General features: G+C 45.4%; 6 protein-coding genes. All 6 read left to right on the forward strand.

Annotated features, from left to right (window positions below):
• The first annotated feature begins 531 nt into the window (after positions 1-531).
• From Q0236_RS09030 to Q0236_RS09055, 6 genes are read left to right on the forward strand one after another with little or no spacing between them, the layout of a single operon-like run.
• Positions 532-1,461, forward strand: a complete 930-nt coding sequence (locus Q0236_RS09030; RefSeq protein ID WP_297917036.1) for an MlaD family protein — start codon at positions 532-534, stop codon at positions 1,459-1,461.
• A 2-nt stretch (positions 1,462-1,463) separates the two neighbouring features.
• Positions 1,464-2,027: a hypothetical protein gene (locus Q0236_RS09035; RefSeq protein ID WP_297917038.1), complete on the forward strand. Its 564-nt coding sequence runs from the start codon at positions 1,464-1,466 to the stop codon at positions 2,025-2,027.
• Positions 2,024-2,578, forward strand: coding sequence for a Holliday junction branch migration protein RuvA (gene ruvA / locus Q0236_RS09040; RefSeq protein ID WP_297917040.1), 555 nt, complete (start codon positions 2,024-2,026; stop codon positions 2,576-2,578). The genes Q0236_RS09035 and ruvA overlap by 4 nt, the downstream gene beginning before the upstream one ends.
• Before the next feature lie 23 nt (positions 2,579-2,601).
• Positions 2,602-3,633: a D-alanine--D-alanine ligase gene (locus Q0236_RS09045; protein ID WP_297917042.1), complete on the forward strand. Its 1,032-nt coding sequence runs from the start codon at positions 2,602-2,604 to the stop codon at positions 3,631-3,633.
• Positions 3,634-3,693: 60 nt separating this feature from the next.
• Entirely contained in the window at positions 3,694-3,912 is a 219-nt protein-coding gene (locus tag Q0236_RS09050; protein WP_177389042.1) for a type II toxin-antitoxin system Phd/YefM family antitoxin, read from the forward strand.
• On the forward strand, positions 3,902-4,633 hold the full coding sequence (locus Q0236_RS09055; protein ID WP_297917043.1) for an alpha/beta fold hydrolase: 732 nt from the start codon (positions 3,902-3,904) through the stop codon (positions 4,631-4,633). Before Q0236_RS09050 ends, Q0236_RS09055 begins: the two co-directional genes overlap by 11 nt.
• The last annotated feature ends 564 nt before the right edge of the window (positions 4,634-5,197 follow it).

The raw sequence follows: 5,197 nt of genomic DNA on the forward strand, positions 1-5,197 counted from the left end.
AAGCCTGGAGAATAATCCGCTCGAAGAGCTATTTAAGATGCGACAAAGGGATTGAGCTTCGGAATTTACCGAGCCGAAATACGCATCGCGGCGAGTAAAATTTAGATAGGTAGGAGCTGAAATTTTAAAATAGCAGCGGAAGAATTTTAAATTTTAAACCTAGCGAGGAATTCCGGGCTCCGCAGGGCTTAAATTTTAAAATTTAGACCTTAGCGGCTCAATCAAAATTTTAAAATTTAGGCGGGTCGTATTTAAGGGCGCATTTATTGGATAGCGCTTTTAAATTTTGAAATTTTAACGAGCAAGCGGCGTTAAATTTAAACCGGGGCGGTAAAATTTTACGCTAAAATACGGCGCGGCGATATTTTGAAATTTCAAAATGCACGCTAAGCTTTAAAATTTAAACTCAGATGATTCTGCAAATTTTGCGGCTATCTGAGAAAGTGCTAAGTTTTAAAATTTAAGCCCAAATGGCTATTTTAAGGCATATCGCAGGGCTTAAATTTTACGCTCTGAAATTAGGAGAAAAGATTGGAAAATAGAACTTCATACACGATAGTAGGCGCATTTGTTATGATTTGCGTCGCGGCTCTTACGGCATTTATGTGGTGGATGCTTACAAAGACCGACCGCAGCGAGAGCTACCGCTCCTACTATATCCACACAAAAGAGCTTCCCGTAGGCATTAAGGAGAATTCCGAGGTTAAATTTATCGGCGTAAATGCGGGCATCATCAAAAGCATCGACTTTGCCGATATCGAAAATGCGATCATCGAGATTGAAATTTCGGTAAAAAGCAAACTGCCGATCTCGCAAGATAGCGTCGCCAAGGTAGAATCTCAAGGCATAAGCGGAATCGCGTTTATAAATATCACGAAAGGAAGCGGCAAGCTTTTTCCGCCGAATGATAAAAAGCCGATAATTGCGCTGGATAAAACGCTTCTTGATAAAATCGGCTCTAAAGCTGAAGTCATCACCGATAGCGTGAGTGAGATGATCTTTAAGATTAACGGGCTGTTGTCTAAGCAAAATACCGATAAAGTGGATAGAATTCTATCTTCGATGGATAAATTTAGCGCTGAGCTAAGTGATGAGAAAAAATTCCAAAGCCTAGACGCACTGCTTGCTAACGTAAATACTCTCATAGCAAATTTAAACGAGCGCGAGAAGGAGCTAGACGCGCTGCTAGATAATCTAAACGCCTTTGCCGTGAGTGCTGCCAATCTATCGAATTCACTGGATAAAACCACAGGCATCATCACTAAGCGTATCGATCGCGGCGAGTACAATCTAAAAGCGATCTTGGATCCTACGCTTGAGGAGGCAAAAAACACTCTTCGCGAGCTAAAAAAATCGCTTAGAGAATTCCAAGGTGCGATGTTTAGGCTAGAGGACAATCCTTACGATTTCTTTTTCAAAGACACTTCTAAAGGCGCGGATCGCGACGATAAAAAGGAATAAAGATGAAAAATTTTATAAAGTTTACGCTTGCTGCGACGCTAGCGGCGATATTTTTAGGCGGCTGCTTAGCCAAGCAGGCTAAGCCATACACCTACTACGAGCTGCGTTATGATCAAAAGCGCTGCGTAAATCCTAGCGGTGCGCGCAAAAATATCTTTATCGACACCATCACAGCGACCGATCTCGTCGATAGGCGGGATATTTTAATAGTGGATTTTAGAAACCGAACGCGGTTCGCAAGCGACGCCAAATTTATCACGATGCCTAGCGAGATGGTATATAAGGCGCTGCTTGATGCGGCATTTTCCACCTGCTCGCTAAATCCGATCTTTGTGCCAAAAGAGCGGGATTTGCGCCTAAAAACCAGTATCGTAGCGCTTCAGGTCAATAACGATCAAGCAACCGTCACGATGGGATATGAAATTTTGAATTCTTTAGAAAGCATAAAATCAGGCATCGTCACTAAGCGCGTTTTCGTGCCTGATCCTAGCTCGCAAAGCATTTATAATGCCCTAAATTTAGCGCTTAATGAGAGCATAAACGAAATTTTAAAGGCTCTTAGATGATAGCGGCGATCGAAGGAATTATCACGCGCAAGGAGCCCACTGCTTGCGTCATTAAATGTGCTAGCGGCGTAAGCTATGCTCTTTCATTGTCATTAAATACCTCCGCGAAGCTCACGCAGGGCAGGCTGACCGAGCTTGCGTGCGTACAAATTCTGCGCGAGGATGCCGATTTGCTGTATGGGTTTTTAGACGAGAGTGAAAAAAAGATGTTTGAAACCCTAATCAAGCTTAGCGGTGTAGGTGCAAGCACGGCGATGGCGGTTTGTTCGACGCTCGCTCCGCAGGATTTTGCGCGTTGCGTAGCTACGGGGGATGCTGCGACGCTAACTTCAGTTCCTGGTATCGGCCCAAAGACCGCTAGACGGATCATTGCCGAACTAGGCGATGCGAAGCTAATGGAATTCGGTCCTAGCGAGACTTATAAAAATGAAGCGGCGTCCGCGCTACAAAGCCTTGGATTTAAGCGCGATAAGATCAATCAAATCTTAGCGGGCTGCAGCAGCACGAATACGTCAGATCTTGTCAAAGAGGCGTTAAAAAAATTAGCGTAGAAAATAAAATTTGAAGGAAAACAATGAAATTTGGCATAGTTTTTGGAGCTCAAAGCTACGAGCACGAAGTAAGTATCATCTCGGCAATTGCCGTTAAAAATGCCTTAAAAGGCTTGGACTTGGAGTTTGTATTTTGCGATAAAAATCGTAAATTTTACCGCATTGAGGATAAAAATATGCGCGCGGCATATTTTAAGCAGGGCGGCTATGCTAAAGCAAAAGAGCTTAGTATCGGTGCGGGCGGATTTTTTGAGAGCGGAATGTTTAGCAAAAGCATGCTAGAAGTCGGCACATATATCAATCTAATCCACGGCTGCGACGGCGAGGATGGCAAAATGGCGGCGCTATTTGAGTTTTTTGGCATCCCTTACATCGGGCCTCGCATCGAAGCTAGCGTGCTAAGCTATAATAAAATTTTAACCAAGCACCTAGCCGCAATCGCAAATGTAAAAACCCTGCCGTATGAGATCGTAAATCGTACTAGCCTGCCTAATTTTAATTTTCCGATCATCGTTAAGCCCGCTCATTTGGGCTCTAGCATCGGAATTTCGATAGCCAAGAACGAAAGCGAGTTTAGCTACGCGCTGGATCAGGCTTTTGAGCTGGACGACAGCGCGATCGTAGAGCCATACTGGGAAAACGTAAAGGAATTCAATCTCGCAGGCGCTAAAATAGACGGCAAAATCGTATTTTCAAACATCGAAGAGCCAAAAAAAGAGGGCTATTTAAATTTCGATCGTAAATATTTGGATTTTTCTCGTAGTGGCGCGATCGAGCCCGCTCGTCCTGGCGCTTTGCTAGAGGGCAAGATGAAAGACGCCTTTACGCGGCTTTATAACGCAGGATCATTCGATGGCGCGCTAATTCGCTGCGATTTTTTTGAAAAAGAGGGTGAAATTTATCTAAACGAGATAAATCCAAACCCAGGCAGCCTCGCAAACTACCTATTTGATGATTTCTCCGAGGTTTTAGCAGCTCTTGCTTCGTCGCTGCCGCCGATGAGGCAGATCCCTGTAAGCTACGAGCTGATCACCAAAATCACCGCTAATAAGTAGCCAATCGTTTAAAATTTTACGCTAAATTTTGCGTAAAATTTTACCCCAAAAGGTCAAGCCATGATAAATCAAGACGAAATTTACACCGCTACCGAGATCGTGCGCAACTTCAGCACCGTTTTAAACAAGATCAAAAACCAAGAGATTAAAAAAGCCTTGATCGTCAAAAACAACAAATTTGAAGCCGTGATGATCAGTATGAGCGAGTTTGAGCGGCTCGAAAAGGCAGTCGAGCTACTCAAGGCCGTTTACGCCAAAAGGAGCGGCGGTGGCGAGTAAGGAGCTCGTCTGCGGCGGCGAAAGCTACAAAATCAGCTACGAAATTTCAAACCTGCAGCGTGCCGAATATATTTTGGTGCTGCACGGCTGGGGTGCAAACAAAGCGCTTATGTCTAGAGTTTTTGCGGACAAATTCCGCCGTTACGCGTTAGTGTGCGTCGATCTGCCGGGATTCGGCGCCAGCTCGCAGCCCTCGCGCGCCCTTGGCAGCGAGGATTACGCGGAGATTATGCGCGCCTTTATCGCGGCTTTCGGCAAGCAGCCCGCGGCGATCATGGGGCACAGCTTCGGCGGCAAGATCGCTGCATTGCTAGCTCCGCGCAATCTCATACTGCTAAGCAGCGCCGGTATCATCGAACCCAAGCCCTTTGCCGTGCGCGCTAAAATCGCGATTTTTAAAATTTTAAAAAGACTTGGACTGGCGGGGCTTTGGCGCGCGTTTGCGAGCAAGGATGCCGCAGGTATGAGCAAGACGATGTATGAGACGCTAAAAAACGTCGTAAATGAGGACTTCCGCGACATTTTTTCCGCGCTAAGCCCGCAAAATACGCTCATCTTTTGGGGTAAGGACGATCGCGCCACTAGCCTAAAAAGCGGCGAGCTGATCCATTCGCTCGTCAAAAACAGCAAATTTTATCCGCTGGCTGGGGATCACTTTTTCTTTTTGCAGAGCGCGGAATTTATCGGCGAGCAGATCGAAAAGGAGCTTAGCGGCAGCTAAATTTAACGGTTTAGTGCTGCACTAAATTTAAAACAAGACGCGATTTTGTATAAAATTTTAAAATTTAGCCGCGAAATTTTAGCGCCGCTAAAAATCGCGTTTTAGATACAAAAACAGATCGTGCGAAAAGCGAGGTGGCAGCGAGTACATTTTAAAAAGCGTTTCAATGTGGCGCTTTGATACGGCTCACCCCGCGTTATAAAATTTTGCAATCTGTTTGCGCCAAAGATCGCAAACCGAAGCGTAAATTTAAATATAAAAGCCGCGCGTATGCGTTTAAATTTAGCGGCGCAAAATCCGCTCTTTGGGCGCGTAGTACAAAACGCAAGCCCAAATTACAGCGTGTCGCGTTAAATTTTAAAATTTTAACGCCGTAGTGGGTCGTTTCCGCTCTGTGTTTGCGGCAGCCGTACGAGACACAGCGAAACTGCGTGTGCACCGCAAAGCGAACGATTAAATTTAGTTGCATAACCGCGTCATGCATTTGCCGCGGCAGAAGGCCTATGTGCCGTAAATGATGCAAATCATCGCGCGAGATAGGGCGTGATGTCGCAAAATACGCAG

The organism is uncultured Campylobacter sp. (genome assembly GCF_938031315.1).
Taxonomy (GTDB): domain Bacteria; phylum Campylobacterota; class Campylobacteria; order Campylobacterales; family Campylobacteraceae; genus Campylobacter_B.

Coding starts and splice junctions, on each gene's coding strand:
- Q0236_RS09035 (WP_297917038.1), top strand. CDS start 1,464: ATGAAAAATTTTATAAAGTTTACGCTTGCTGCGACGCTAGCGGCGATA.
- ruvA (WP_297917040.1), top strand. CDS start 2,024: ATGATAGCGGCGATCGAAGGAATTATCACGCGCAAGGAGCCCACTGCT.
- Q0236_RS09045 (WP_297917042.1), top strand. CDS start 2,602: ATGAAATTTGGCATAGTTTTTGGAGCTCAAAGCTACGAGCACGAAGTA.
- Q0236_RS09050 (WP_177389042.1), top strand. CDS start 3,694: ATGATAAATCAAGACGAAATTTACACCGCTACCGAGATCGTGCGCAAC.